Here is a 24404-nt window from a genome sequence, read left to right on the forward strand (position 1 = left end):
TCAGTACGAGCATGGCGCACTAGTTGATCACTTGCTGCGATCGGTGTAACCGCTCGGCGGCATGAGAGTGCATTCCTGAAGAGTTGGAATTTGCGCCGGAGCGCCGTGGCGTGACCCCCTGAACGGTATGGGCCGTGGAATACCGCGCATGAACGGTTGCGGTTGTGGACCAGGGACGCGACTACGTCAGGGGCGGACCCGCCCCTGACCGAAGACTTGTGTTATGGATTCCGCGCGGTCGACGACAGTCCCTTCATGGACGCGATTGCAGTGGTGCAGCGGTGGCAGGAACGCCAACTGGACCTTTACCTGCAAGCGAAGGTGATCGACGAGCTGACATACCAGCGCGTGCTCGCCGAGTATCAGGGCGCTCAATCCCTTGAGCAGCTGGAACAACAAACTGCCAGCCTCTCGACGATGGCCCAGGTGCTCGCCAACGTCGACAGTGGTATCGGCGTCGTGGAGGCAGATCTTGCTCGGCTGGTCGCCGTGGCGGACTCGGCTTTGCCTGCGATCGTGAACTATGTGGGGTTGGCTGCGGCTCGGTTGGCGGGGATCGAAGAGCTGCTCGCTAACCCTGCTGCGACGGCGGCAGGGGAGCAGACTCGCCTTGGCTCGCGGGCCTTGGCCTCTGCGTCGGAGTTGGCTGCCGATGGAGTTCCCGAGCTCGCCGATGAGTGGCTGGAGCAAGCGGTCGTCCACTTGTCCCAGGCCGTGGAGACCTACCAGCATCACGCCGAGTCCTGGCACCTGCTGGCGCTTGCCCTGCAGCAGCGCGGTGACGCGCGCGGCGCTGCGCACGCGTATAGCCGGTGCGCGCTGTACGCGGTACGCGAGCAGCCTGAGTTATCGGCATGGGCGCTGCTGATGGCAGCCGGAGTGCTTCGTAACGACCTTGGCCAGCCGGCCGAGTCGGCCGCCCTGCTGCGGAAGTACCTCAAGCCACTCGACCGCTGCGCCGAGCTGCACCTGAGCCTGGTCGTGCACCACGGCGAGGTCGACCATCTCGACCGTGCGCTTTCCCTGGCCCCGATGATGGCCGCCGACGCCCGCATTCACGAGGTGCCGAAAGTAGAGCAGGTAGCCGCCGTGCGATGTCGCGACGAGGATGGTCCCGTCGCGCGACTCCGCCAGCTGGAACACAAGGCCGCAGCGTTGGCGGACACTGCGAAAACGGTTGACCTGCAGGCAATCAGAGAAGCCTCGCCACCGTTAGACCTCCCACAGCCCGGTGTCGATGCCCTTCTCCGCGCGTTCGTATATCTGCCGGGGGCTGTGGCCACCGCAGAGCAGCTCGTCTCAGACGTCACTGAGGGGTTAAGGAACCTGCAGGAAGCCGCAGTGCGAGCCGACGCAGCCGCGAAGCATGCCCGTCGCACGAGTGCACAGGCCGTCGATGTGGCAAGGACGGATGTCGAGCGCCAACTGCTGCTGTTCGATCAAGAGGTTTTTCGCGCGGCGGACGAGATCCGCCAAGCGGAGGAAAGCCTGTCCGAGAAGCGAGTAGAGGCCCTCGAGGCAAGCTTCATCGCTCGAGAGGAGCAACGCCTGGCAGACTATTGGGTCGACCTAGGGCCTTGGTGGCTGAAACGCTTTCCGGACAACTGGGAGATCCAGCACGGTGTGAGAGACCAAGCGGCTGAGCTGCCAACAAAATTGGACAGGGCAGACGCATCGTGGGAAATTGCTCAGCTTTACGAGCAATGGGCGGACAGACGGCAGTGTCCGGATACCCCGGTGTTGATGGCGGTACGAGCGGCAGCGCGAGCCAGCCAACGTGCCGACCGAGTCCAGGTCGAGGCGCAGATCGCCCAGGCGCATGTAGCCGCTGTGGAGCGACTCAGCTACGCGAATCGGTGGTGGGTCGAAGCGCACTACCGAATCGATGCCCGGCACACGTCGTACGACACCTATCACAAGCGCACGCCGGTACCTGATGAGAAGGAAACAGCGAAAGAGATGGCGAAGACGTACGTCCCAGAGCTCGAAGCGACGTTGGTCAAGGACGAACTGCGGACTGCGGAGTGGCTGGACCAGTTGCGGGCCACCGTCCCCACCTTCGAGACGATCACAGCTGCCGTTCACGCTGCAGAACGCTCGAAGCAAGAGGCTGAGGATCTGATCGCCACAGGGCGTGAGGACGTCAGACGGGTGGCCGAGGCGGCGAGCAGGGAGGCGGAGCGAGCGGGCAACGAGCGTGTCGCGGAAGCCGAGCAGCTGGCTGCCACGGCGGCCGAGAAGCTGCAGCGGACTCAGCAGGCGGTCCTACCAGCGTTGTCCGACCTGATCGACCTGACGCGAACGGCGACCGTCTACGAGCCGCGGATCACTCCCAAAGCGACCCGCTGAACTGGACATCGCTACAGCTACACGGTCACGAAATCAGCGCGGCGCATGTTCGCAGAACACCGACCGGGAAAGCAAAACGAGGCCACGCTTAGACTTCGAGTGGTCGGCAGCTTCGTCGCGACAGTCACAATTAGCCGGGACATGACCGCATGGGCGGACCAGCTGCAGTTCGCTCGCACGGCTGTGGTCTGCAACCCTCCGCGCAAATCGACGTCGGCGCATTGATCCACCCCACCCGAATGGCCAGTACCTTCCAGGGTGCGAAGCTCGGAAAGTCAAGGCGGCGTCGAACATCAGACAGGTCATGGTCGGGGTCGGCTGCGCCACGTCGCGGATCTGCTCGCGTCCAACGAGACCCGGACCAGCTCGTGGCCACTGCGGACGCGCTGGCACCTTTGCTGTCGGCCGAGATCAAGCACTGGTAGCACGAGCAGGGGTCGGCCGAGCACGTCTGCGGTGACCACTGAGTGGGTCGACGGTCGAATCGTTCGTCCGTTGGGGGGATCCGCTTTCATCTTGCTCCTCCACATCTAGTTGTGTGTGCAACTCTTGGATCGGCGTCGGGGAACGCGATCTTGTTGAGGTTGGCCAAACAGGTGTCCTCCCGTGGGAGTGCCCGGCAGCGGGCCTATCAGCAGCTGGTTTCCTCGCTTGTCAGCCTGTTCCGAGTCGAGAGCGAAGACGGTGCCGAACGGCTGAGACGGATCGTGCCCGATCCGGAGAACGCGCGAGAGGCGATTACCGCCGCTTGGCAGGCATATCGGGAAGTAGTCGGTGACCATCCTGACCCCAATCGCACCTGGGCTCCGTTGAACCTGGCCCGGTATCTGGGCGACTTCGCCGCCGACGAGGCGGCCGCTGTGTACCGGTCAGTGATGGAACGCGGTGAGCCGCAGATGGCCGAGCTCGCAGCGGTGTGCCTCGGTGAGTTGTTGTTCCGATCCGGTGATCGCGAGGGTGCCGCAGCGGTGCTCGATCAGGTAGCACGACAGACGGGTGATCTCGCACTCCGATTGCGAGCTTTCTTCCGGCTTGGCGGGGTGCGGCTGGTGCAGCAGAGGTTGCGTGACGCGGAGTCCGCTTTTGGCCAGGCCGCCGAGGCCGCCGAGGCCAGGGGTGAGCCGCACGCGTGGATGGTGCTGGCCAACCAGACGTCGGTGCTGATTGAGCTGGGTGATGTCGAGACTGCACAGCTGTGTCTGGAGCGTCTGGCCGCTCATCCCGACCCCCGTGCAGTGGAGGCAGCGGCCGCCTTGACTGCGTTGATGGAAGAACCGACGGTCGACATGACGATCGCCCGCGCCACAAGGCGCCTGATGGACGTGCCGTGCTGGTACCAGACGCGCGAGACATTGCATCGCAACGCTGGCCTTCTACCGCAGCTGGTCCAGGCGGTCGCCGCGATGGCTGATGGACTGGAGGAAATGGGGGAGGACACCTCGGCGGTGATGCCGTTCGTCGACTTGCTGCGCCGATGCGAGCGTATAGGGATCGACGAAGCCTTGGCGGCATTCGTGGACCTCCATGTCGACAACGTTCCGGTAGACCTGCGACTGCTCCTATTGCAGGTCAGAGAGACATCGCGGCAGATTGCAGGAGGCGAAGCCTATCTACTCGAGGATTTGCATGACGGGTGTGCGGCGCTGTTCCGATCCGCCGCCTGGGAACAGTTGCCACCGCCCGCAGCATTCGAGGGCAGGATGATCGCGGCCAAGGCGATGCTGGTGTTGGAGTCCTACAGATGGGATCCCGACTTGGGCGACGCGGCGGATCGCCTGTTGTGCTCGTTGCCAGACCTCGCGGTCCAGGCAGGACGCGACGTGAGGACGACTAAGGAAGTCCTCGACGCGTTGGCCCACGTTCGGCGCGGCAATCTCGCCGTGTCCTGGTTGGTCGAGTTCCTGCAGGCGCTGCAGGATGGAACGGCAAGCGAGGTCCTGGACCGGCACCCGGAACTTCTGCTGCAACACGTGATCGACGACCTCGGTGAGCGGTTCGGCCAGGATGTGCACGATCAGGACGGCGTCCTCGAAAGCCTGAGGTTCGGGGTCGACCTGTTGCGCGTGTGCAGGCAGAACGGCGTCGAACCGGTGCTGACTGTGATGACCTCGGACGGCCAGCACATCATGGGCCTGATCATGACGCTCCACACGGCTGAAGATGGTCGACAGCTCGTCGCCGACCATCCGGAACTGCTGACAGACCAGGCAGATCTGGTTCTGGCTGCCGCCGAGCAACTGCCTGGAATCTACGACGCCGCCGGCATTTCAAAGGTGCGGAACTGGCTACGGAGCTGGCGCGTGGGCGGGCTCGGGCAGCCGGACTTCCCGGCTGCCCCTGATGAGCGGGAAGAACGGAGCCACCGTGGAGCCGATGCCCTGGGGCTTCTTCTAACTGCCGAGAGCGCCGAAGACCAGCGGAAGATCATCGAGCAGCACGGTGACGACCTGCTACACGACGACCTCGACGACATCCTCACCACAATGATCGAACGAGAGCCAGGACCGGCCACAGAAATGGCCAAGTACTCGCGCTCGGTCCTGCGCCGCTACCGGGTTTTCGGTCCGGAACCAGATGCCGTGCGGTATGTCATGAGCGCATTGCTCGCACCAGACGACCCGGTGGTCGACACCGTGCACGCGGTGCTCCGAGAGCATCCAGGTCTCCTCTCACCAATTGCCGATAAGGTACTTGGCGCGATCGAAGAGGAATTGCCCAACCAGGAGTCCGCCGCAGAAATCGCCAAGCTGCGTCGGATGTTGCTGCGCTGTACCGAGATTGGGAAAGCTGCCGCCCTGATGGAAGCCTGGGACCGTGGCGACCTGCTGGACTCGCGGAGTTACCACCTGTTGTCCCGTGCGACGAACCTGGCGCGCCAGATCGATCCTGCCGACCCGTCCACGCTTGAACCGGTCGTTCGAGCGTGGACCGAGGCACTGGCGGAGCCCATGTTCACCGCCGAGCGCCTCACTGAGTTCCCGTTGCCACGCCCGGTAGCTCGTGCCGTCGCGACCTTTCACGGCCTGCGTCATGCCTTGACGGGCGAGGCCGAAGACGCTGACCTGGCGGTTGACGGCCTGCGTGACTTGGTGGCCCGCTCAGCGGAGGATGACGCCGAGCATGCGTATCACTTACGCCTGCTCGGAATGGCCCTTTGCGACAGATACGACGAACGCGGCCGCGCGGATGATCTTCGCGACGCGGTCGACGCGTTGGAAAAGGCCGAGAATGTGAACTCAGGTGGCGACTTGTGGTCCATTTACGCCGATGCGCTAACGCGGCGGCACAAGAGGTTCGGGAAGGTAGAGGATCTCGACCGGGCGATCGGGCTGGCGGAGAGCCAACTCGCTGCCGAAGGGGCGCGTGCGGATGAGAACCACAGAGGCTGGAATGCACTCAGTCTCGCCCTCAGCGCGAGGTTCTACCAAACCGGACGTCTAGATGACCTCGACCGCGCGACCGCGATCAGTGCGAAGCTCGTCGCGGCACCAGTAGATGAGGCCGCCCATGCGGTCGCCTTGGCGAACTACGGATTGAGACTGGTCGACCAGTACAACTACCGTCACGACACTGGCGATCTGAAACGAGCAGTGGGCCTGTTGCGGCAGGCGAATGACTTCCGCGGCGCACGACCGATCGAGCAGGCGCGTTGGCAGTCCACATTGGGCTCCGCACTTGGCGCCCTTGCCGAGGTGACTGGACAACTGCAAGATCTGACGGAGTCCATCGCCCTGCTCAGGAAGGCTGTCGCCAATACGCCGGAGTACTCGTTCGAGTACGCGAACCGGTGCAACAACCTGGGCGCGGGGTTGATGGCGCTGTACAACCGCACCCGCCGAACGGACGATCTGAACGCCGCGATCGCGGCGATCGAAGACGGTGTTCGTGCCAGTGCCGCGGACGCACCTGGATATGGCTGGCGGATCGGCAATCTCGCCACCGCTCTTGCCGCGCGGCCCGGTGGAGAGCTTGACCCGGTCGAGCGAGTGAGAGTCGGCCAGTACTTCCGGCTCGGTGTAGAGATGAACCTCGGCGTGCGCCCAGAGTCTGCTCTGCGCATGGCCAGGGCCTGGGGTGAACGGGCGGCCGATGCCGCCGACTGGGAAACGGCAGTAGAGGCGTACAAGGCGGGTGTCCAAGCTGTGCAACGGCTGACGGAGACGCAGATCCTTCGCGAGGACTACGCGCTCTGGTTGCACGGCGCGAGCGAGCTGTTCGTCGACGCCGCCGATGCGATGGCGCGGGCTGGCCGGCTGGCAGATGCGGTCCTCGCGCTCGAGCAAGGCAGGGCCTTGGTCCTGTCCGAGACTCTGGAGCGTGACCGCGCCGTGGTGGACAGCCTCACCGACGCGGGTCTGGAATCCTTGCGCGTGCGGTTCACGGCGGCCGTCAAGAACCTCCGTGATCTGCAAGCGATCCACAGTGGGCTCGCGGCCGAAGTCGGCCTTCGAGAATCGGCGCTTCGAGCTGCGCACACCTCGTTGCGGACGATCGTCGCCGAGGTACGGGAACACCCCGGATACGAGCACTTCCTCAGGCCGCCTGCCTTTGCGGACGTCACTCGCGCTGCGACAGCGCCGTTGTGTTACCTCACTGCGGGCCGCAACGGAGGATGGGCGATCCTCGTCCGCGGCGAGCAGATACAAGCAACGCACCTTCCAATGCTCACCAGCGCTGAACTCGACGATCGGGTTCACGAGTACATGGCCGCATACAGAGACCGCATCCACGACACACCCTCGCGTGAACGCTGGCTCACGTCCTTAGACGACGTAACCCGGTGGCTTTGGGACGCGGTCCTAGAGGCGGTCGTCGAGACGGCCGGCGCTGCGGACCAAGTGGTGCTGGTGGCATCTGGCCGGCTCGGGTTCTTGCCGTTGCACGCCGCGTGGCGCTTTGACGAAACGATGCCAGGGGGCAGGCGATACGCCATCGATGATCTCCTCATCACCTATGCGCCGAACGCTCGGGTGCTCACCGTGGCAAGAGACACCGCGGCTCGGGTCACGGCGGAGGCTCTGCTGGTGGTCGGAGCGCCTTCGGAAACCGGAGCGGCGCACTTGCCCCACGCCGCGCAGGAAGCCGCAGAGGTACACACGATCTTTGGTGCGGGTTCGGTTCTCGCCGGCGCGGACACGAACCCCGAACGCGTCTTGTCGGAGATGCGCACGCACCACGCCGTGCATTTCTCGTGTCACGGCATCGGTGAACCGGAGGAACCGTTGAACAGCGCACTACGTCTGTCCGGTGGACACCGGTTGACGCTACGTGAACTACTGGATGAGCCGCTGATCCCACGCCGGTTGGCAGTGTTGTCGGCATGTGAGACGGCTGTTGTCGGCACCAACCTGCCGGACGAGGTGATCGGACTGCCAAGCGGGCTGCTGCAGACCGGTGTGGCGGGCGTGGTGGCATCGCTCTGGGCGGTGCCCGATCGTGCCACGATGCTGCTCGTCCGCCGGCTGTACGAAGGATGGCGTGCTGAGGGCCTGGCACCCGCTGCTGCTCTGCGTCAAGCCCAGATCTGGCTGCGCGATGCCGGCAACAGCGAGCTGCACAAACGTTTTCCCGACATCACGACGCCGAGGAGCGAGCGGGCATACCAGATTTGGTCCGCCGCCCGCCCACATACGCACCCGTACCACTGGGCATCGTTCGCATATTTCGGTGCGTGACTGCAACGGAGGGCATTCATGGACAACGAGATGATCGAACTCGCCCGCGCTATCAGGCCTTGCCTGCCTGAGCTGGTGGGCGACGATGAAGCACGATCAATTGACCGGCAACTGGCGGACCTGCTCGCCTCCGGAGGTGCGGAAGCCGACGTCGAAGCACGCATCGAGGAAGTGCTCAGGAGCTCACCGGAGATCTTGCGGTGGGTCCAGGAGACGTTGAACGACGAACGTCTGCGCCCACCACACGCGCAACGCGCGATCGAGCGCATCGACAGCACCAGCGGCGACGGCGAGATCGTCGACGCCGAGCGCTTCCAGTGTCCACAAGGTGACTTTGTTTGGTATCGGCTCTCCGTCGTCTACCAGGTGCCCACCTGCCCCACCCATCAGGTCAAGCTGACCGTCGCCTGAACGGAGTGTCGTGGACAAGTTCTGGGAGTCGCTCGGCGGCAAGCTCGCCGAGAGATGGCTTTCTGTGGCCGCACCCGCCTTGATGTTCTGGCTCGGCGGCCTGCTGATGTGGATGATCGGGCGTGGGGGACCCGCGGCACTGCGGCAACCACTGACCGACCTCGCCAAGCTCCCGGTGGGCAGCCAGCTCATAGGTCTCGTCGTCGTGTTGCTGGGGGTCGCAGCATCAGGGTGGATCGTGACTCAGCTGGTCAACCCTGTGCTGAGGTTCCTGCAGGGCTACGGTCCATTGTGGAGACCCGTGCGCACCAGGCTCGTGAAGAGGGCCCAGACGAAGTTCGACGAAATCGGCAGCGAGTTCGCCGCGCTGGCACCCGCAGTGCTCCTCACCCCGGACAGCGCAACTCCCCAACAGCGAGCTGCTTACGTTCGGCTCACTCGCCGCCAACGGCGTCTTCCCGGACCAGGGAGGTTCATGCCGACTGCCATTGGTAACACCTTGCGGGCAGCCGAAAGCCATCCGATCGACAAGTACGGGCTCGACGTGGTCACTGTCTGGCCGCACCTGTGGCTGTTGCTTCCCGATGTCGTCCGCACTGAGGTCGCGGCTGCCCGCGCCCGGCTCAACGCCGGAGTCGCCGCAGGCATCTGGGGTGTGCTCTTCACGGGATTCGCGCCTTGGTCCGTGTGGGCAGTGCCGACCGGGCTGATCACCATGATCGGGTGCTATCTCGTGTGGCTGCCCGGACGAACCGAGGCGTACGCGGACCTAGTTCAATCCGCCATCGACCTGTACCGACGAGCTTTGTACGAGCAATTGCGGTGGCCAATGCCCGGCAATCCAGCCGAGGAACGAGCCAGTGGACGATTGCTCAGCTCATATCTGTCTCGCGGGCTCAGCGGATCCACACCGACGTTCGTGGCTTCCAGTTCGGAGTAGATCTAGGCGGTATCAGTTCGCCTACGCGCGCGGTTCGACGGGGACGTTCGCTCAGCGGTACGTGCTCGTCGGCGACGGCAGACAGGAGTTGTTCACGGAGACGAGGTCGTGATCGCCGGTCTCGATGTTCACGTGGTCGATCGCAACCTCGAACGCTTCTGGGCCTCGTTGGGCCAACGCGTCCGAGCCAGGCCGGGCATCTGGTCCAGCGAGGTCGGCCAGGCCAGGAGGACCCCTGCCCGGCCGCATACATCGATCCAGATCGTTTCGCTCGGCGCGCGCTCGACGAACAAGACCGCCTGGACTTCTGTGGCACGCGATCTGAGCAACTCGGCGTAATAGAGCACCTGGCCAAGGCCTGTGCGCAGTTGGTGAGCCTCGTTGTCATCGGACAGTGATTTGACCTCGACTACGATCGTCGTCGTCCCCACGTCGTAGGTCAGGTCGAAAAGAGGCGTGTCCGGACTGGGCGAGCGGGGATGAAGCCCTGCTGCGGTCAACAGGTTCGCCAGCGTGTTCTGCAGGCGCCGGTGCCGGTTGCTGCTCTTGATGAGCTTCTCTGACGTGAACAGGCTCGCTATCTCTCGCGCATTTTCGACTGAGATAGCTTCCGCAGTGAGGTAGTTCTGTCCGATCACGGGAGAGTTCTGCTCCGTCAACGAGTGCCACTCGGATTCGGTGAGCTCTGCCAGGCGGCCGTTCACGTTCCCCTTGAAAGGAACCAAGACCTCGGTACGCAGAGCAGTGGTGTGTGTGACTGCCGTGATCGTCACACGCAGCGAACGTTTACTTCTGTTTGCGCCAGCCGCTGCCACCGAGGTCACTTCGGCCAGCTTGGCGTGCCCCTTGACCGAGACGAGCACGACGGGATCCCCAGGCCTGACTTCACCACCTGGGTAGGTCAGCAGGCGAACCATGACCCCCGAGTCGTTTGTGCTGTCGGTGGTAATCCAGTAGCGGTGCTCGCCGCGAGGTTCCGATGGCTTGTCGGGCGTGTGGCGCGGGCGATCGGTCACCTCGCGGGCAGTAGTTGTGGGGCTGACCGGGAGCGAAGTGCCGGGGAGGCTGGCCCCAGTTGGCCGTGTTGATGGGGCTGACGTTCGTAGCGGCGGCTGTGGGATCGCGCCGAGCATCTTGGCGAGCGCACGCCATTCGCCGGGCATGACCATGATCATGTCGGTCTCAGAGGTGTGGACGCGTTGCTGAACGTTTCGAGCGACGGGACCGGCCAAGCGCTGGCGAGCTGCGTTCCAGGAGAGCTGTTTGCCGTCGCCCTGGTTGACGAACGTGAGTTCTACCTGGAGCAGGCTCGCCCGTTCGGGATGACGCAAGTCGCGAGGTGACATGGCGTTGAAGTGACCAATGCCCCAGAGGCCTATGTCGCCGACGAACAGGATCTGATCGCCGGGAGCCGCCTGGACAGGTGGCAGGAACGGCCGAACCTGCGAAACCCGCCTGTAGTCGATCTTGTAGACCCAATGCCGTCTGCCAGGCCGTTGTTTTTGGCGCTGGCGAGTGGGCACTCCCTGAGCTTATCGGTGTAGCCTGCCTCGCAGTAGGCGAGCCGAAGGGCGCGGTCTCACGAACAGCGAGCGCGCATCCGCATGTCGACGTGCTGAACCACCGGATGATACGAACGCCGTCGTGCGAGCCTCGACCCCGTCCAGGACGCACGGTAGGCGCTGGACAAGATCGCCGAGCTGCGTTCGGGCAAGTCGATCGTGCTTGGTGTAGAACCCATCTGGTCCGCCCGACCACCGCCCTCACGACAGCTGCTCGTGCGACGCGCCGCGGGTTCGAAGCTAGCCGACAGCTGTCTATCAGCACTGGTGACGGCTGGACGGGGTCGTGCGGCCGGCCGCTGCCGCTCGATGGCTTAAAAATGCCACCGCGTCCCTTACCGCCCACACGGCATCGGTGTCGTTGCGCGCGAGTTGGTTCAGCAGCCGTTGGGTCGCGGGTAATGCGGTCGCGCACAACCTCCGGAAGGCACCCACGGAGTGGTTCAGAGCTGACTGATGGTGGTCATCTTCATCCGGGTGGGAACGCACCGATCCAGTGGCCGCAGGCGTCTAGGTCGACGTTGCTGCCTCACGCGATGATGACGGCCAGCGAAGCGGTCACGATCTTCGAGGATCGCCGCAAGGCGAGAGCCCAACGTCCGCTCATGGGCATGAGAGCTCGTCTTCTGTGCTCGAGGCGCGGATCTACTCGTCGGGTTGAATGATCATGAGGTGGAACGTCGTCGACGGTGACTCGCGTTCGCAGGTTTGCAACATGTGCCAGGCCAGGTTGCCGGGGCCGTTGTTCGGCTTGGAGGGAGTCGCTGCCTGCTGATTCCGAGGATTCCGTCCGGGCTTTCGGCTAGGGCCTCGAGCGTGCCCACGAGCACCGCCAGGCCGAACGCCAGCACATCGGCGCGCAGGTGGTCGTCCACGTCGTCGGTGAGCCCGATCGAGCCTGCAGTTCGCCGTTCTTGTCGGAGCTGACGCCGACGAGGCCTGCAAGTCCGACACTGCGTGCCGTGGGAATGGAGAACACTCTAGTGCCGGTACCTATCGCGAGTGCCATCGGCCTGGCTGCCGGGGTCGAGAGCAGCCGGTCGTTGATGGATGCGTCGCCTTTGCCGACAGGGTCGTCCGTGCTCTCGGACATCATGCGGCCGATCGTATTGGTGAAGACCGAGCCGAGTGCGACACGGCGAGTCGCGCCGCCGCCCAACACGCTGGCAGTTGTGGGTGGTCGTTCCGGTCAGGCCCTATGCGCGGTGCGCCTTCTCGAATTCTTCGATGATGTGCGTGGGGATGCGGCCGCGGTCGGAGAGTTCGTGGCCGTTGGCCTTGGCCCAGTCGCGGATCGCCTTGGTCTGTTCCTTCGTGCGCGACTCGGCCACGACGGTGCGGGTGGCACTCGGGGACTTCTTGGCCCGGCCGCGAGTGCTGCGCGCGCTGGCCACGAAATCGGCGAGGGCGTCACGGAGTTTGGTGGCGTTGTCCGGCTTGAGGTCGATGTCGTAGGTGACGCCGTCCAGGCCGAAGCTCACGGGTTCGACGTCCTCGGCGGTGGTTCCGTCGAGGTCATCGATGAGCTGGACGAGCACCTTCTGCGCCATGACCTTCTCCGTTTCCTCGCGGGGCTGGGTGAGCGAGAACAGTAGCAAGATCAACCGAGGTGGCCGGGTGTCGCCACTCGGTTGGCGACCAAAGATCGGACTCGTACCGGATTGATGCAGCGAGCGTGCGGCGCCGAGTTTTGGTGTGGGCGTGACAAGGGAGGCCCCGAACCGAAGTCTGGGGCCTCGTAGCAGGTCGATCGGGGCGAGGGTGGAGTGGTGGGCGCGATCAAGTCGCCAGTGGATGCGGCTCTCCGGTGAGAGCCGCGAGGGCAGTGGCGACCTCGTTGATGCCGGCGCGTACGTAGGTAGTGGTTGTGACGGCGTCGTTCTTGGTCTCGTGTCCTGCATAAGCCTGCGCGACGGCAAGGCCGAACCTCCGCTCGACGAACGTGAGCGTGGTGTATCGCAGCCAATGGGTGGCGACCTGCTGTCGATCGGCCCACGGAATCTGCTTGCGGCAACGTTCCCACAGGCCGTCGTATCGCCGCGTGGTGATGGGCTTGCCGTTGAGGTTGCGCAGCACGCGGCTCTCCGGCTCCAGGCAGCCTCGGCGCTTCGCGTGATCTAGCAGGTGTGCGACGAGCGTCGGTGATGCTGGTTGCCAACGGAAGACGCCGCCCTTCTCCTGAAGGAGCAGCAGGCATTGCTGTTCGTCGATGTCCCTGAGCCGGAGCTTCAGCGCGGCGGCACGCCGTGCGGCGGTTTCGAGGTGGAACCGCACGATCAACGCGTCCAGCGCGGGATCGTTTCCGGTCGAGGATGCGACGCCGACGAGTTCGTCGACCTGAGTGGCCGGCAGACCTCGGCGGTTGGAGGGCAGGCGGCGAGGCTTGGCGACCTTGGCGGCGGGGTTGCTCGCGGCGGTGATGTACTCGTCGATGACGGCGAACTTGTAGAGGCAGCGGAAGGCAGCGACCATGTGCTCGCCCGCACAGTTGCCGCCCCGTCCGTTTCGGCGCTGCACGCGGTTCTGCTTGGTGAGCTCGACGAGGCCGGCGATCTCGGTCGCCGTAGGCTCGTCCAGGCGGCGTTCGCCCCAGCGCTCCTTGATGCGGTTCCAGTACGAGCCGTAGACCCGGAGCGTTCCGGGGGACACCGCGGCTTCGACAATCGGGATGTAGGTGTCGAACGTCGGCACGTCCTTGGTCTTGGCTGGTGTTGATGTGAGGTCCTCGACGCTGATGCCGAGGCTCGACAACATCAGTCGCGCGGCAGCGAGCCGATCCGCTGAGGCGGCGACGGCGGGATCTGTGATCGTCATCGAGTGGTCACCTCGGTGAGTACGCCGAAGTTCGTCTGCGCGAACTCGTCAAGAATTGATGCGTTGGCAAGAACCAGAACTGCGGCTCGCGAAGAGGAGACGAGCAGGAGGCGATGTCCTGGTCCCCAGGACATCCACCGGCGCATCGCCAGCGGAACTTGAATCAGTCCGCGCGAAGTGACGCACACCGCGGTTCCTCGGCGCTCGCGGACGACGACTGTCGAGTCGCGCAGTACGAAGTCGAGTTCGGTGCCCGCGGCCCACCGCAATTCGCGCAGAACTGACCGCCCGCTGACGCGGCCGTGGTCGTCGATCCTGGCGAACTCGAATGAGAGCGGGGAGCTCGGTGGCGCGGTACTCGCGAGGTCACCGACGAGAACGGGCTGGATTCCGCGAGCCACACCGTCACGGTCGAGTGAAGGCGGAGCCGCGATCGCGGCGAGGTCGAGCATGCGGATGATCGGCTCAGACATCAGCCTCGCCTCGCCCTGCGAGCACGGTGTCCGAGCACGCCAAAAGCAGGGATCCATTTGCCTGGAACCCTGCTTCGACCGTCTTGCTGATACCGGGGAAACTTCCCCGCTGCTGGTGTCCGAGGGGGGACTTGAACCCCCACCCCCTTTCGGGGACTAGCACCTCAAGCTAGCGCGTCTGCCATTCCGCCACCCGGACGTATTTAGTTCTGCCTCGGCTCGCGCCGTGGTGTGTCCATAGGTTACATGATCGTCGGTGCACGCCAAAATCGGGGCTTGATGGGTGTGTTTGTGCTGGTCTGGGCTTGATCGGTGGTGGTGTCGGTGGGTGGGGTTAGGGTCGGGGTGTGGGTGAGGTTACTGGGTGGTTGCTTGACTCTGACCCTGCGTTGCGGTGGCAGGTTCAGCGGGATCTTGTAGGGGCGCCTGAGGAGGTTTGGTCTGCCACGCGGGCGCTTGTGGGGGTTGAGGGGTTTGGGGCTCGGTTGCTTGCCGCGCAGGGGAGCGATGGCATGTGGGCTGGTGGGGCCTTCTTTCCCGCTGGGTTTGACGGGAAGGAGGAGGGGCAGCCGTGGACGGCTACTACCTGGTCGTTGACCTCGTTGCGGGAGTGGGGGGTTGACGCTGGGGTGCTTGAGGGGACCGCTGAGCTGCTTGCGGATGGGTGTCGGTGGGAGTACGAGGGGTTGCCCTATTGGGGTGGGGAGGTCGACTGCTGCATCAACTCGTGGACCTTGGCCAACGGGGTGTGGCTTGGGGTTGATGTTCGGGGGATCGCCGACTGGTTTGTGGAGCATCAGCTTGAGGACGGTGGGTGGAACTGCGAGTGGGTTGAGGGGTCCACGCGGTCTTCGTTTCACTCGACGCTCAACTCGTTGAAAGGGCTGCTGGCCTACGAGGTGGCTACTGGAGGGACGGCGGAGACCCGAGCGGCTCGGGTGCGGGGTGAGGAGTATTTGCTTGCTCGGCGGCTTTGTCGGCGGTTGTCCACTCAGGAGGTTGTGGGGGAGTGGGTCGGGCGGTTCAGGTCGCCGTTTCGGTGGGGGTACAGCGTGCTGAATGCCATGGACTACTTCCGGGAGGCCGGGCGGAAGGATCCTCGGATGGCTGAGGCGGTCGAGATGATCAGGCTGGCGCGGCAGGCGGACGGGACCTGGTTGCAGGGTGGGCGGCATCCTGGGCGGGTGTGGTTCGAGGTTGATGTTGACGAAGGGGAGTCGTCGAAGTGGCTCACGTTTTACGCGCTCAGGGTGTTGGAGTGGTGGGAGAGTTAGATCCAGCCTTTTGCCCTGGCGAAGCGGGCTGCCTCGTGGCGGTTCGAGGCTGCGGTTTTGCCCACGGCTGAGGAGAGGTAGTTGCGGACCGTGCCTGGGGACAGGGAGGCACGGCGGGCTATTTCTTCGATCGGGGCGCCTTCGAGGGCCAGCTCCAGGACGTCTGCTTCTCGTGGGGTCAGCGGGCTGTCGCCGGCGCTGATTGCCTCGGCGGCCAGGGACGGGTCCACGTAGCGGCCTCCTGTGTGGACGGTTCTGACCACTGTGGCCAGGACGTCCGAGGAGACGGTTTTCGGGAGGAAGCCCCTTACGCCTGCGGCCAGTGCGCGTTTGAGGTGGCCTGGGCGGCCGTGGCTGGTGACGATCATCGTGGAGCACGCGGGGAGTTCTAGGGCCAGGGACTGAGCTACGGAGACGCCGTCGAGGTCTGGCATCTGCAGGTCGATCACGGCCACGTCTGGGCGGACCACTCGGGCGGTGGCCAGGGCTTCGGCGCCGGTGGCGGCCTGGGCGACCACTTCCAGGTCGTCCTCCAACGACAGAAGAGCGGCCATGGCGCCGCGGATCAGGTGTTCGTCGTCGGCCAGGAGGATGCGGATCACGGGAGCTCCACGGTGAGGACGAAGCGGTTGGGGGCTTCCGGGGCCGCTGTCACGGTGCCGCCGAGGGCCGCCACGCGTTCGTGGAGGCCGGTGAGGCCGCTGCCGAAGCGGAACGTCGTCAGGGAGGCTCCGTCGTTGGACATGGTGAGCACCTTGCCGCGCAACGTGATCGTGCACGTGTGGGCCTCGCTGTGGCGCAGGACGTTGGTGACGCCTTCGCGGACGGCCCAGCCCAGGGCGCCGGCCGGTTCGCCGGAGACGTCGACCTCGCCGATCACCCGGCAGTCGATGCCGGCGGACGCGAGGAGGGAACGGGCGCCGGCCAGTTCCACGGAGAGATCGGCGGTGCGGTAGCCGCTGACGACGGCGCGGAGTTCGTCCAGCGAGTCGTGGGCTATGCGGCGGACTTCCAGCATCTCGTCGATGGCCGCCGAGGAACGGTCGCGGCGGGCCAGTTGGGCTGCCAGGTCGGCTTTCAGGGCCACGACGGAGAGGTTGCGGCCCACGACGTCGTGCAGGTCGCGGGCGAAGCGGAGGCGTTCTTCGGCCACGGCGAGGTTGGCGCGGACCTCGCGGGAACGGTCCAGTTCCCAGACGACGGCGAGCATCCAGAGGGTCGAGCGGAACGCGACCACCAGGAACTGCAGCATCAGCGTGATGAACAGGGCGTGGCCGGGTGGCGCGGTGAGGTACATCCAGACGCCGCCCGCCGCGGCCGCCAGCGCGACGTAACGCGGGCGGAGCACGGCGGACAGCGTCGTGATCGCGAGGACGAGGAAGATCACCGAGATGCCGTCGCCGGGGCTGTCGGGCTTGCCGGGCAACGGATTTGGGAAGGTGAGCTCACCGGTGGCCAGCACCGCGCAGGTGGTGATCAGGTACGCCGTGAGCAGGCGGCGGGGGAAGGGCCCCCTGCCGAGGTGGTGCTCGATGCCGACGTGGACCAGCCGGCAGCTCAGCACCACGTAGATCACCAACGTCGCGAGGAGCACGACGAGTGCGGCGGTGCCGACCTCCTGGGCGAAGTTGATGATCAGCAACGGCGGCAGGAACACGTAGCTCAGGTAGAACGTGTAGCGCACGAAGAGGTCGAACCGTGCTGCGCTGCCACGGGACCGCCACCAGCCGAGCAAGTTCACCTCCGGGGATCCCACCTGAACCACCGCTGCACAGCGTAGGTCCCCAGGCCGATCCACACCGCCAGAACGATCACCGGCTTGAGCACGGGTCCGTCCGCCCAGCCGGCGCGCAGCAGTTCGAGCACCGGCGTCAGCGGCAGGTACTTGAGCACCGCCGCGACGCCGTCGGGCAGCGCGGAGAGCGGGAACATCAGGCCGGAGCCGAACAGACACGCCATCAGGATCGGCAGCGACGTAACCTGCGCCATCTCGACGGTCCGGGTGAACGCCGAGGACACCGCAGCGAGCAGCACGAAGGCCGCGATGCCACCGGCCACGCCGAGCACTATGAACCACGGCCGCGACGGCAGCGGCACCCCCGTGATCACGCCGGCGATCACCGTGAACAGCACCATCTGCCCGAACGCCACCACGACGGACGGCAGGGACGCGCCGAGCAGGATCTCCGGATCCGTGAGCTCGCCGACGCGCAGGCGCTTCAGGACGAGTTCCTCGCGCCGGGCGACGAACGTGGTGACGAGGTTGTAGTACACCGCCATCAGCAGCGCGAACCCGACCAACCCGACGACCAGCGGCACGCCGTCCGCGTCCACCGAGATCAGCACCGGAACCAGCAACAACGGCAGCAGCAGGGAGTTGAACAGCGCGGTCCGGTTGCGCCAGAACAACTTCAGCTCGGCCTGTCCCACAGCCACGGCCCTCATGCCGCCTCCTCCGCGATCGCCAGGAACGCCTCTTCGAGCGACGCCGACCGGGCGTCCAGACCGGACAGTTCCACGTTGTTCTGGTGAGCCCACGCCAGGAGCTCGTGCAGGGTCGACTGCAGTTCGTTCGTCCGCACGGTCACCCGGCCCGACGACTCCACGTCGGCCACGACAGGCAGCGGGACACCGGCCGGCGGCACGAACGAGATGCGGGACGGGTACGCGTTCACGACCTCGGACACCGTTCCCTGCGCCACGATCCGGCCGCGGTGCATGATCGCCAGCCGATCGGCCAACGCCTGCGCCTCCTCCAGGTAATGCGTGGTCAGCAGCACGGTCACGCCCTCACGCAAAAGCGAACGAATCAGCTCCCACGTGTTGCGCCGGCTCTCCGGGTCGAGTCCGGTGGTCGGCTCGTCGAGGAACAACACCTCCGGCTTGCCCAGCAACGCGAGCGCCAGGTCCAGCCGCCGCCGTTCCCCGCCGGACAGCTGCTTCACCCGCACCGACGCCCGATGCGCCAGGTCGACGAGTGACAACGCCTCGTCCACCGGCCGCGGCGACGTCAGGGTCCCCGCCCACATCTTCGCGGCCTCGGTCACCGTGAGGTCGGGCGGGAAACCGCCTTCCTGCAGCATCACGCCCATCCGCGGCCGCACGGCGGTGCGCTCGCTGAACGGGTCGTGGCCGAGCACACGTACGGACCCCTCCGCCGGACGTGAAAGCCCTTCCACGACCTCCACGGTCGAGGTCTTTCCCGCGCCGTTCGTGCCGAGCAGAGCGAACATCTCGCCCCGCTCCACGTCAAAGGACACGCCCCGCACAGCCTCGAACCCTCCGCTGTACCGGCGACTCAGCCCCCGCACCTCGATCGCTGTCATGAACCAACGATCTCGGGAAACACGGGCAACCGGCAGTGCCGTCCCACATCAGTTCCCCATGACAGATGTCATGCACGTAGAACGAGCGCGTCCACCACCACGGACGCCGGTTCGGACAGGTTCAGCCAAGCGACGACGATGCGCTGACGCTCCAAAGAGCGCACCCGTACGACCTGTACACCGTGCGGGACCAACGTGGCCAACGGCTCAGGCAACGTCGTGATGCCCGCACCGGACGCCACGAGCTGAAGCTTCGCCAGCCAGTCCCGCGCGACATGGGCGACGGTCACCCGTTCGTCCAGCCCCGGCCAGACGCCGAAACCGGGCGGGCCCGCGATCCACGCCCAGCCGCGCAGGTCGGCCACGTCGATGAAGTCCTTGTGCGCCAGCGGATGCGTCGACGGCACGGCCAGCAGCAACTCGCGTTCGTCCAGCACCTTGGTCCGCAGCGCCGGTGTCTCGTCGTCCAGCGGCGGGTACGGCGGCTCGGACGCGAGTACCGCGACGTCGACCGTGCGGGCTCGCAGGGCGCGAACCAACGACGCCGTGGTGCCGTCGCGCGTGGTCACCGTCAACGCCGGATGGCTGCGCCGCAAGGACGCCAGCGCGGACGGGACCAGCGTGCCGCCCGCGCTGGTGAACCACCCGAGCCGGACCGTGCCCGCGGTGGCCGGCAGCCCGGACAGCTCACGGCCGGCCGCGTCGAGCTGCGCGAGAACCAGCCCCGCGTGCCGCAGCAGCACGTGCCCGGTGTCGGTCAGCTGCATGCCGTCGCGCTGCCGGTCGAGCAACGGCGCGCGCACGACCCGTTCCAGCGCGGCGACCTGCCGGGTCACCGCCGACTGCGTGTAGCCCAGCGCGGCGGCCGCGGCGCTCAGCGAGCCCCGCTCGGCCACCTCCTGGAACACCCGCAACGCCACCAGTGGAACCGCAGTCAGGTCCATGAACCAGATGTATACGGACTACGGGTGGTATCGCCCCTGAATCTCGGTGATCTCGCCGTCGCCGTTGAACGTCAGCCGGGACGCGTAGGGCGGATAACCCTTCTCCAGGAACTCTGCGCGCGTGCACTCGGTCGCGCCCATCCCGGTCCACGTCAGCGAGAGGCCGCGCGGCTCTCCGCACCCGAACGGTGTACGGATGACCACGTCGTCGGCGAGCCGCGACATGTGCGTTTCACCAGGCAGTTCGTGAACCATGGAGTTGTTCTCCTCGGCTCGCCGGATCTCGCCCTCGACCCACTGCACCGTGCCGTCGGAGTTGACCGCGGTGATCACCGCGACGTTCGTGGTGTCGGGCAACGCCCACCAGATCGCGCCTGCCCCGACCGGAACCGCGGCCACTGCCGCCCAGATCCACCGCTTCACGACGTGTTCGACGCCGCAGCGGGCGGCGGGGTTGCGCCCGGAGTTGCCATGATCAGATCAAGGTCGTAATCTTACGGTCGTGCCAAAACACGCGGATCCCGCCGAACGGCGTCAGCAGGTGGTCGCCGCCCTCTACCGGGTGGTCGACGCCGAGGGGCTGGACGCGGCGAGCCTGCCCAGGATCGCCAGGGAGCTGAACGCCACCACCGGCCTGCTGCAGAAGTACTTCCGCAGCAAGGACGAGCTTTTGCTGTTCGCGCAGGACCAACTCGTGGAGGAGCTCACCGCACGCGTGCGGGCGGTCCTGAACCAGGAGGGGAGTCTTCAGGACCGCCTGTGCAACGCCCTGTGCGCCATCGGGCTGGTGGACGACGCGGCACGCGCACGGGTGTGGCTGGCGTTCGCCGCTCGTGCGGCAGCGAATCCCGTGCTGCTGCAACGGCACGTGGAGGGTGCGCAGCAGATCAGGGATCTGTGCCGGCACGTGCTGGAGGGCGCGGGCCTGGACGGCGGGGAGGCCGTCGGGCTCGCGGCACTGGTCGACGGGGTGACGGCGCAACGGGCGCTCGAACCGGATGTGATGACGGAGGAGGTGGCGCGGCAGGTGATCGCGCGCCACCTCGAACGACTGTGGGGGAGTGTGTGACACTGGGACTGGTGGCGGCGTTGGCGGGACTGGCGCTGCTCGACTCGACGAGCATCGGGACGCTGTTCATCCCGATCTGGCTGATGCTCACGCCGGGACGCCTGAAGCTGAGCAGGTTCGGCGTCTACCTCGGCACGATCACCGTCTTCTACTTCGCCGTCGGCATCGTGATCGTGCTCGGCGCCTCGCGGCTGGCAGGCCACCTCGACAACGAGGTGGCTCCCTGGATCCAACTGGTGATCGGCGTGTTCCTGTTCGCGATCAGCTTCCGCTTCGACAGCAAGAAGAAGCCGAACACCGGGAAGTGGCGGAACCGCCTCGACGCCAACGGGTCCGCGATGGCGCTCGCCGGTGTCGCGGTGCTGGCGGGCGTGGTCGAGCTCGCGACGATGCTGCCGTACCTGGGCGCGATCGGGATGATGAGCGCCGCCGACCTGCGGCCGGCCCAGATCGGGCTGCTGCTCGCCGGGTACTGCCTGGTCATGATCGTGCCGGCGCTCCTGCTGCTCGCCGGGCGGCTCGCACTGCGGGCGAGGATCGAGCCGTTCCTCACGAGGATCAGCGACTGGTTCGCCGCGAAAGGGGCGAGCGCCACGGGCTGGATTCTCGGCATCGCCGGGTTCCTCGTCGCGCGCGATGCCGTCGCCCGGCTGTTCCTCATGTGAACCATTTGGTCCAGTTGGCTGAACGACCCGGTTTCGTTTTCCTCCTACACTCGCCAGGATGACTGGGCCGGCCGATCCGAGAAGATCGGTCCCGCGCGAACTGGCACCGTTGCTCCGAATGGAAGTGGCGCCCGTCGCGGTGGGCATTTTCGAGGCGATCGAGAAATCCATTCCGGAATACAGCAGGTTCCGGGAGAACGTGGTCGACGGAATCCGGCAGGCGCTGGTGAAGTTCGTCGACCGCATCGCCTCGCCGGATTCCGAGCCCGATCCGCACGACGACATCCACCGCAAGCTCGGCGCGTGGGAGTTCAAGTCCGGCCGCAGCCTCGACAGCCTCCAGGCCGCCTACCGGATCGGCGCGCGGGTGGCGTGGCGGCACATCTGCGGGTTCGCCGAGCGGCGGGAGCTGTCGCTGCGCCTCATGTCGGTGCTGGGCGAGGCGATGATCGCCCACGTCGACGAGCTGGTCAGCCTGTCGGTCGAGGGGTACGCCGCCGCGCAGGCGAGTGCGGCGGGCACGCTGGAACGCAAGCGGCGCAAGCTGATGGAGCTGCTCGTCGGCGATCCCACGACCAACTGGCAGGCCGTGCTCGACGCGGCGAGGGCGGCGTCCTGGCCCATGCCCGACCGGCTCGTGGCCGTCGCGTTGGAGCCGTCCGCCGCGCCCGCGGACGACCTGCCGGCCGACGTCCTGGTCAACTTCGAGGACGCCACGCCGTACCTGCTGGTGCCGAACCCGGCCGCGGTGCCGCGCTGGCTGCGCGGAGCACTGCCGGGGTGGCGGGCGGCGGTCGGCCTGCCGGTGGCGCCGCAGGAGACGCGCAGGTCACTGGCCTGCGCACGCCGGGTGCTCGCCCTCTCCCGGGAGAAGGTGCTGCCCGACAGGCCGGTGCTGGACTGCGCCGACCACATCGTCGAACTGACCGTGCTCGCGGACGAGTTCCTGGCCAGGCAGCTTGCGGAACGGGCGCTGGCACCACTGGCCCCGCTCACCGACCTGCAACGCACCAAGCTCGCCGAGACGCTGCTGGTGTGGCTGTCGGCGCGGGGTGGCGCGCCCGAGGTCGCCGCGCGGCTGAAGGTGCATCCGCAGACCGTTCGGTACCGCGTGAACCAATTGGACGAACTGTTCGGCGACCGAATGCACGACGCCGAGGAGAGGTTCACGCTCGAACTGGCCCTGCGCGCGCACTATTTGTTGCTGCGCGACTGACAAACAACGGGAAGTCATTTCGTACTCGGATGACAAAAGACGATTTTCGCTTGCTTTGCCGAATCAAAGCTGGCTACTTTACTGACGAGTAAAGCAACACCGCCTTTCTGCAGTTCAATGACGTACTCAGGAGGTCCCTGCAGATGAAGACCGGACTTTTCGCGCGCGCCGCCGCCGTCGTTCTGGTTGCCGGAGCGCTGAGCGTGACGACGGCCGGCACCAGTTCCGCCGCGACCGCCTCGCTGAACATCACCTACGTGTGCGAGTTCTCGATCACCGGCACGCACGACATGCCGACCGTGGTCACCTCGCCGGACGCACCGGACTCCGCCACCGTCGGCGTGCCGACCGCGGCGGCCTCGACCACGGTGACCACCACCGTGTCGGACGACATCCGCAACACGCTGTGGTGGATCGGCGGCCGCTCCGTCGACGGCACGCTGAGCACCAGCGTCACGGTGACCAACGGGACTGCCGTGCAGAACCTGACGGCGACGTCGACCATCCCGAACACCGCGGTGCCGTCCTCGGGCACGTTCCAGGTCGTCGCCACCGGCACGCTGCCGGCGCTGACGCTCGCCAACGCGGGCACGGCGACGATCTCACTGGGCAACGCGACGCTCGCGCTGACGCCGCGGTACGCCAACGGCGACCCGACGTGGATCGGCACCGTCAACTCGCCTTGCACGGTCAAGGCGGGCCAGGCCACCAAGTTCCACGAGTTCCCGGTGGCGTAACGCTCATCCCGTGATGGGATGACGGCATGGAGCTCCAGCAACTGGTGGACCGGATCGCGTCAGAGGTCACGCCAGGTGGCGCCGTCGCCGACTACATCCCGGCACTGGCCAGGATCGACCCGCACGCCTTCGGCCTCGCCGTCGCCACACTGGACGGCGAGGTCTTCGGCGCGGGGGACTACGACCGGCCGTTCTCGATCCAGAGCATCTCGAAGGCGTTCATGCTCGCTCTGGCCCTCGCCGAGAACGACGACGTGTGGACCCGAGTCGGCCGCGAGCCGTCCGGGTCGCCGTTCAACTCGCTGGTCCAGCTGGAGACCGAGCAGGGCATCCCGCGCAACCCGTTCATCAACGCGGGCGCCGTCGTCGTCACCGACCACCTCGGCCTCGGCGCCGCCGACCGGCTGCTCGCGTTCCTGCGCCAGGAGAGCGGAAACGCGCAGATCGGTGTCGACCCCGAGGTCGCCAAGTCGGAGATGGACCACAGCGACCGCAATCGCGCGCTCGCGCACTTCATGGCCTCCTACGGCAACATGCGCAACCCCGTCGACGTGGTGGTGCAGGAGTACGTGCGGCAGTGCTCGATCGCGATGAGCTGCGCTGATCTTGCCCGCGCCACCCTCTTCCTCGCCCGCCACGGCGTCCGCAACGACGGCACCCGGCTCCTCGGCGTCAGCGGCGCGAAACGCGTCAACGCCGTCATGCTCACGTGCGGCACCTACGACGCCGCCGGCCAGTTCGCCTACCGCGTCGGCCTGCCCGGCAAGAGCGGCGTCGGCGGCGGGATCATCGCCGTGGTCCCCGGGAAATGCGCGATCTGCGTCTGGAGCCCAGGATTGGACGCGCGGGGCAACTCCCTCGCGGGCGTGGACGCCTTGGACCGATTCACCACGTCCACGGGCTGGTCGGTGTTCTGACTGATGGCCAGGAGGAAACGGGTGGTAGGAAG

The 24404-nt window shown here is 66.1% G+C and carries 20 protein-coding genes and 1 tRNA gene; 10 read left to right on the top strand and 11 right to left on the bottom strand.

Going from position 1 to position 24404, the window contains the following annotated elements; translation table 11 throughout:
* Window positions 1-255: 255 nt before the first annotated feature.
* From ACIRG5_RS21660 to ACIRG5_RS21675, 4 genes are all read left to right on the top strand, one after another.
* A complete protein-coding gene (locus ACIRG5_RS21660; protein WP_402907135.1) occupies window positions 256-2349 on the top strand; it encodes a hypothetical protein in 2094 nt (697 codons plus the stop codon).
* 584 nt (window positions 2350-2933) lie between these two features.
* Complete coding sequence (locus ACIRG5_RS21665; RefSeq protein WP_402907137.1) at window positions 2934-8024, top strand: CHAT domain-containing protein; 5091 nt, start codon at window positions 2934-2936, stop codon at window positions 8022-8024.
* A 30-nt stretch (window positions 8025-8054) separates the two neighbouring features.
* Window positions 8055-8435 (top strand): hypothetical protein, encoded by a 381-nt coding sequence (locus ACIRG5_RS21670; RefSeq protein ID WP_402907139.1) that lies wholly within the window; start codon window positions 8055-8057, stop codon window positions 8433-8435.
* Window positions 8436-8445: 10 nt separating this feature from the next.
* Complete coding sequence (locus ACIRG5_RS21675) at window positions 8446-9375, top strand: hypothetical protein (RefSeq protein ID WP_402907141.1); 930 nt, start codon at window positions 8446-8448, stop codon at window positions 9373-9375.
* Window positions 9376-9503: 128 nt separating this feature from the next.
* Here ACIRG5_RS21675 and ACIRG5_RS21680 read toward each other — a convergent pair whose 3' ends face one another.
* From ACIRG5_RS21680 to ACIRG5_RS21700, 5 genes are all read right to left on the bottom strand, one after another.
* Window positions 9504-10898: a hypothetical protein gene (locus tag ACIRG5_RS21680; protein WP_402907143.1), complete on the bottom strand. Its 1395-nt coding sequence runs from the start codon at window positions 10896-10898 to the stop codon at window positions 9504-9506.
* A gap of 1235 nt (window positions 10899-12133) precedes the next feature.
* Entirely contained in the window at window positions 12134-12487 is a 354-nt protein-coding gene (locus ACIRG5_RS21685) for an Lsr2 family protein (protein WP_402907145.1), read from the bottom strand.
* A gap of 229 nt (window positions 12488-12716) precedes the next feature.
* Window positions 12717-13751, bottom strand: a complete 1035-nt coding sequence (locus tag ACIRG5_RS21690; RefSeq protein ID WP_402907147.1) for a tyrosine-type recombinase/integrase — start codon at window positions 13749-13751, stop codon at window positions 12717-12719.
* Window positions 13748-14224, bottom strand: coding sequence for a hypothetical protein (locus ACIRG5_RS21695; protein ID WP_402907149.1), 477 nt, complete (start codon window positions 14222-14224; stop codon window positions 13748-13750). Before ACIRG5_RS21695 ends, ACIRG5_RS21690 begins: the two co-directional genes overlap by 4 nt.
* Window positions 14225-14337: 113 nt before the next feature.
* Window positions 14338-14423, bottom strand: a tRNA-Leu gene (locus tag ACIRG5_RS21700).
* 148 nt (window positions 14424-14571) lie between these two features.
* Between ACIRG5_RS21700 and ACIRG5_RS21705 the strand changes: the two genes are divergently transcribed.
* Window positions 14572-15498, top strand: a complete 927-nt coding sequence (locus tag ACIRG5_RS21705) for a squalene cyclase (RefSeq protein WP_402907151.1) — start codon at window positions 14572-14574, stop codon at window positions 15496-15498.
* Here ACIRG5_RS21705 and ACIRG5_RS21710 read toward each other — a convergent pair.
* From ACIRG5_RS21710 to ACIRG5_RS21735, 6 genes are all read right to left on the bottom strand, one after another.
* Entirely contained in the window at window positions 15495-16100 is a 606-nt protein-coding gene (locus ACIRG5_RS21710) for a response regulator (protein ID WP_402907153.1), read from the bottom strand. The genes ACIRG5_RS21705 and ACIRG5_RS21710 overlap by 4 nt on opposite strands.
* Window positions 16097-17254, bottom strand: a complete 1158-nt coding sequence (locus ACIRG5_RS21715; protein ID WP_402907155.1) for a sensor histidine kinase — start codon at window positions 17252-17254, stop codon at window positions 16097-16099. The genes ACIRG5_RS21710 and ACIRG5_RS21715 overlap by 4 nt, the downstream gene beginning before the upstream one ends.
* Window positions 17236-17943, bottom strand: coding sequence for an ABC transporter permease (locus ACIRG5_RS21720; RefSeq protein WP_402907156.1), 708 nt, complete (start codon window positions 17941-17943; stop codon window positions 17236-17238). The genes ACIRG5_RS21715 and ACIRG5_RS21720 overlap by 19 nt, the downstream gene beginning before the upstream one ends.
* Window positions 17940-18824, bottom strand: a complete 885-nt coding sequence (locus ACIRG5_RS21725) for an ABC transporter ATP-binding protein (protein ID WP_402907158.1) — start codon at window positions 18822-18824, stop codon at window positions 17940-17942. Before ACIRG5_RS21725 ends, ACIRG5_RS21720 begins: the two co-directional genes overlap by 4 nt.
* A gap of 68 nt (window positions 18825-18892) precedes the next feature.
* Window positions 18893-19768 carry a LysR family transcriptional regulator gene (locus ACIRG5_RS21730; RefSeq protein ID WP_402907160.1) on the bottom strand — a complete coding sequence of 292 codons (876 nt, stop codon included), beginning with the start codon at window positions 19766-19768 and terminating at the stop codon, window positions 18893-18895.
* An 18-nt stretch (window positions 19769-19786) separates the two neighbouring features.
* Window positions 19787-20191, bottom strand: a complete 405-nt coding sequence (locus ACIRG5_RS21735) for a hypothetical protein (protein ID WP_402907162.1) — start codon at window positions 20189-20191, stop codon at window positions 19787-19789.
* Window positions 20192-20270: 79 nt separating this feature from the next.
* Here ACIRG5_RS21735 and ACIRG5_RS21740 point away from each other — a divergent pair, with 79 nt between their 5' ends.
* From ACIRG5_RS21740 to ACIRG5_RS21760, 5 genes are all read left to right on the top strand, one after another.
* On the top strand, window positions 20271-20837 hold the full coding sequence (locus tag ACIRG5_RS21740; protein ID WP_402907163.1) for a TetR/AcrR family transcriptional regulator: 567 nt from the start codon (window positions 20271-20273) through the stop codon (window positions 20835-20837).
* Window positions 20834-21502, top strand: a complete 669-nt coding sequence (locus tag ACIRG5_RS21745; protein ID WP_402907165.1) for a GAP family protein — start codon at window positions 20834-20836, stop codon at window positions 21500-21502. The genes ACIRG5_RS21740 and ACIRG5_RS21745 overlap by 4 nt, the downstream gene beginning before the upstream one ends.
* A gap of 58 nt (window positions 21503-21560) precedes the next feature.
* On the top strand, window positions 21561-22718 hold the full coding sequence (locus ACIRG5_RS21750; RefSeq protein WP_402907167.1) for a PucR family transcriptional regulator: 1158 nt from the start codon (window positions 21561-21563) through the stop codon (window positions 22716-22718).
* A 143-nt stretch (window positions 22719-22861) separates the two neighbouring features.
* Window positions 22862-23455 carry a DUF6801 domain-containing protein gene (locus tag ACIRG5_RS21755; RefSeq protein ID WP_402907169.1) on the top strand — a complete coding sequence of 198 codons (594 nt, stop codon included), beginning with the start codon at window positions 22862-22864 and terminating at the stop codon, window positions 23453-23455.
* A 26-nt stretch (window positions 23456-23481) separates the two neighbouring features.
* Window positions 23482-24372: a glutaminase gene (locus tag ACIRG5_RS21760; RefSeq protein ID WP_402907171.1), complete on the top strand. Its 891-nt coding sequence runs from the start codon at window positions 23482-23484 to the stop codon at window positions 24370-24372.
* Window positions 24373-24404 lie beyond the last annotated feature (32 nt).

It is taken from the genome of Lentzea sp. NPDC102401 (assembly GCF_044765805.1).
Classification (GTDB): Bacteria; Actinomycetota; Actinomycetes; order Mycobacteriales; family Pseudonocardiaceae; genus Lentzea; species Lentzea sokolovensis.

Excerpts from the sequence above, each read along its gene's own strand:
- ACIRG5_RS21695 (WP_402907149.1), bottom strand. The coding sequence starts at position 14,224 with ATGTCTGAGCCGATCATCCGCATGCTCGACCTCGCCGCGATCGCGGCT.
- ACIRG5_RS21685 (WP_402907145.1), bottom strand. The coding sequence starts at position 12,487 with ATGGCGCAGAAGGTGCTCGTCCAGCTCATCGATGACCTCGACGGAACC.
- ACIRG5_RS21660 (WP_402907135.1), top strand. The coding sequence starts at position 256 with ATGGACGCGATTGCAGTGGTGCAGCGGTGGCAGGAACGCCAACTGGAC.
- ACIRG5_RS21750 (WP_402907167.1), top strand. The coding sequence starts at position 21,561 with ATGACTGGGCCGGCCGATCCGAGAAGATCGGTCCCGCGCGAACTGGCA.
- ACIRG5_RS21760 (WP_402907171.1), top strand. The coding sequence starts at position 23,482 with ATGGAGCTCCAGCAACTGGTGGACCGGATCGCGTCAGAGGTCACGCCA.
- ACIRG5_RS21670 (WP_402907139.1), top strand. The coding sequence starts at position 8,055 with ATGATCGAACTCGCCCGCGCTATCAGGCCTTGCCTGCCTGAGCTGGTG.
- ACIRG5_RS21720 (WP_402907156.1), bottom strand. The coding sequence starts at position 17,943 with ATGAGGGCCGTGGCTGTGGGACAGGCCGAGCTGAAGTTGTTCTGGCGC.
- ACIRG5_RS21690 (WP_402907147.1), bottom strand. The coding sequence starts at position 13,751 with ATGACGATCACAGATCCCGCCGTCGCCGCCTCAGCGGATCGGCTCGCT.
- ACIRG5_RS21730 (WP_402907160.1), bottom strand. The coding sequence starts at position 19,768 with ATGGACCTGACTGCGGTTCCACTGGTGGCGTTGCGGGTGTTCCAGGAG.
- ACIRG5_RS21725 (WP_402907158.1), bottom strand. The coding sequence starts at position 18,824 with ATGACAGCGATCGAGGTGCGGGGGCTGAGTCGCCGGTACAGCGGAGGG.
- ACIRG5_RS21755 (WP_402907169.1), top strand. The coding sequence starts at position 22,862 with ATGAAGACCGGACTTTTCGCGCGCGCCGCCGCCGTCGTTCTGGTTGCC.